Here is a 2,725-nt window from a genome sequence, read left to right as displayed (position 1 = left end):
CTCCTCATCGGACAACGCAACTTCGACGGCACGAGGACCCCGAGACATGAAAACAGGCTACAGACTTAAGCCCGCGATTTCTGGCGCATCACACTAGTGCTGTGGCCGGATTGGTTCACCGGGTTGGCGGTACTGTCCGCGCATGAATCAGCTCCCCTGCACTTTGGAAGCCCTCGTTGTGCGCACCGACTTCTCAGCAGACGGTGCTTGGGACACTCTGCGGGCGACGCTGTACTCGCCCAGCAGAGAGGGCTTCTTGGCCAACGTCGCACTCGTCGATGACCAGAGGTACGAGGGCTTGACGCTCGACCAGGCTCTCGACCTGATCCCTGCGGAATACCAACATCCACTTCTTGTCCTGGTGGACTCTGTAGCTGTCGCCTCGACTGAACTGCCGCTCCTCGTGGTGGACCTGCGGGGCGAGCGTGGGCGGTGTGTCCGCGTTGTGGCAGCCGAGCTGTGGGGCATCGAGAACAACCTCTCGGGGGCGAACATGGACTTCGAGGAGTTCGCCGGCGCCGTCGACGACGACGGCGTTTTCCGAGGCTTCTGAGTCACTGGCCGCCAGGCGGTGTCAGGCTGCGGGTGCGAGGGGACGTCCGCCCCAGCGGACACCCTTTTCGCTGCGGATGCGGGCGCGTTCTCTGCGCTGGGCTGCGAGGACGTCGGGGTGGCGGGCATTGGCGTTGCGCCAGCGCAGGTATCGGTGCAGGGCCCTGGTCTGCGCGGGATGGCTGCGAAGATTCGAATTCGACAATGTGAACTGCCGCAACGGGCCGAAGTGCGCCTCTATCGGGTTGGCCCAGGAGGCATAGGTCGGCGTGAAGCACAGCTCGACCTTGTTCTTCTTTGCCCAGCGGCGGATGTCCACGCCGGTATGGGCGGAAGGGTTATCCAGAATGATGTAGATCGGGGCGCCGTCGGGTCGGGTGGCACGGATCGACTTCAGCGCGGCCAGTGTGTTGGCGGTGCCCTTGCGGCGACGGTTGACGCCCCACAAGGTGTCGTCACCGACGGAGTAGCAGCCATGGAAGTAGGTCACACCGTGCGTGCGGCGGTAGGTCGCCGGCAGACGGTCGGGCTTGCCATGCTTCGCCCAGCAGGAGCCGGCAGTGGGACGGATCCCCAAGGGCCCGAACTCGTCGAAGGCGAAGACCCGGTCCGGGAAGTGCTCCAGCACCTGCTCGATGCGGTCGAGCTTGGCGTCACGCTCGAGGTCGGGCGACTCCTTCCAGGTCTTGGTGCGCTGGAAGGTGACGCCGCGGCGCAGGAGCAGGCATCGTAAGGCTTCACGGCCGATACGGATGACGCGTCCGTGCACACGGCGCAGGTAGGCGGCGAGTTTGCGGATCGACCAGCGGGTGAAGGGCTGGCCGAGCTTGGTGGGGCGGGTGGTGGCCGTCTGGACGACGTAGTCCTCGTCGTCAGGGGTGAGCAGGCGGGGACGGCCTCCCGCCCATCGAGGGTCCAGACAGGCCAGACCGATCTCGTTGAACCGGTGGATGACCTCCCGCACCGTGTCCTCGTCCGCCTGGACCAACTGCGCGATCACCGGGACGCGGTTCCCGCCGGCGGACGCCAGCAGCATCATCGCCCGCCGGTAGCGCACCGAGCTGGTACTGCCCCGGCGCACGATCTGCTGCAGCTTCTGCCCTTCCTGATCGGTCAGTCTGCGCACCCGCACAGGCTCGGCCACCACACCTCCAGCGGTCGGATCGGACGTCGCCGCCCATCCAACCGCCCCAACCACCAACCCGGTGAACCAATCCGGCCACAGCACTAGCTGGTCATCGTGCGGTTGAGGTGGGCCTTGTCGCCTTGCTGATGTAGAGGCGCTCAGCGATCGCCAGGTTGGACAGGCCGAGGGCGATCAGTTTGAGGACGTCCAGTTCGCGGGCGGTCAACGCCTCCAGATCGGGGCCGGTCAGCGCTGCCACAATCAGCGCTTCGACGGCGAGAGGGTGGATCCGCACCGCAGCAGCCTAGAGCCGGCCCCAGCGGATGGGCGTCAAACTTCCGCGGTACCGCGGAAGTTGCAGGAACCGCGCGCCTACCACGCTGGTCTGCACGGGAGTTCAACCCCGCGTGGGACGCGCGTCGTACGCGGCGGACCGTACGTTCTGGGATCACAAGTCCGCGTCCGTCGGCCATCACTTGCTCTTGAGGTCTCCCGGACCCCTGCCATGCCTTTCAGAGAAGGAGCTGCCCCGTGTCGGGTTCTGCATCACAACGTGGCCTGATTCGATCCATCGTGAATGCGCTGCTCGCGGCCTTCATGGTGTTCGGAGCCGGCGCCGCACTCGCGCCGTCTGCGAACGCCGCCGCCCAGGCGGAATGCTGGACCTCCAGCGCCAACGGCGAGGGGCGTGGGTACATGAAAGGGGGATTCAATCTCAAGAGCGGTCCCTACCAGTACGGGTGCGTCAACACCGGATGGGCTTCTGAGGGCAGCACGGTCTACTTCCAGTGCTGGACCACCAACTCCCACGGCAACGATTGGTGGTACGTCCGGCTCGCGGGAACTCAGACCTACGGCTGGACGTCGGCAGCCAATATCCTGTTCGACCCGGTGGACGAGAACGGCGACGGGTTCATCAAGTTCAGTCAGTGCTAGTAGGGCTTGGTCAGTTCAGTCGCTGGTGGCGTGTCCGTTTGATGGGGCGGGCCGTTGACCGGGTGTGATGAGTGGGGAGTTGGCCGCGGTCCGGTGTGATCTGGAGGACTT

4 protein-coding genes are annotated in these 2,725 nt (G+C 65.4%); 2 read left to right on the top strand and 2 right to left on the bottom strand.

Annotated elements, in window-relative coordinates; all coding sequences use genetic code 11:
* Positions 1-142 precede the first annotated feature (142 nt).
* Positions 143-553, top strand: a complete 411-nt coding sequence (locus KUM49_RS34170) for a hypothetical protein (RefSeq protein ID WP_217240856.1) — start codon at positions 143-145, stop codon at positions 551-553.
* A gap of 21 nt (positions 554-574) precedes the next feature.
* On the opposite strand, the gene KUM49_RS34165 is transcribed toward KUM49_RS34170, so the two are convergent.
* Together KUM49_RS34165 and KUM49_RS50855 are read right to left on the bottom strand one after the other, a co-directional pair.
* A complete protein-coding gene (locus KUM49_RS34165) occupies positions 575-1,696 on the bottom strand; it encodes an IS630 family transposase (RefSeq protein ID WP_308406884.1) in 1,122 nt (373 codons plus the stop codon).
* 91 nt (positions 1,697-1,787) lie between these two features.
* The gene (locus tag KUM49_RS50855; protein ID WP_374200230.1) at positions 1,788-1,973 is read right to left on the bottom strand and encodes a LuxR C-terminal-related transcriptional regulator; all 186 of its coding nucleotides are present in this window, start codon (positions 1,971-1,973) and stop codon (positions 1,788-1,790) included.
* 236 nt (positions 1,974-2,209) lie between these two features.
* On the opposite strand from KUM49_RS50855, the gene KUM49_RS34155 reads away from it, so the two are divergent.
* Complete coding sequence (locus KUM49_RS34155; protein WP_308406883.1) at positions 2,210-2,614, top strand: hypothetical protein; 405 nt, start codon at positions 2,210-2,212, stop codon at positions 2,612-2,614.
* Positions 2,615-2,725: the final 111 nt, after the last annotated feature.

Origin of the sequence: Streptomyces sp. AC555_RSS877 (assembly GCF_019049245.1) — a bacterium.
Lineage (GTDB): Bacteria > Actinomycetota > Actinomycetes > Streptomycetales > Streptomycetaceae > Streptomyces.
Note: the sequence above shows the minus strand (reverse complement) of the source record. Positions and strands in the feature narration are given on the sequence as shown.

What these genes read in the sequence shown, in the direction of transcription:
- KUM49_RS34170 (WP_217240856.1), top strand. Translation starts at nt 143, where the DNA reads ATGAATCAGCTCCCCTGCACTTTGGAAGCCCTCGTTGTGCGCACCGAC.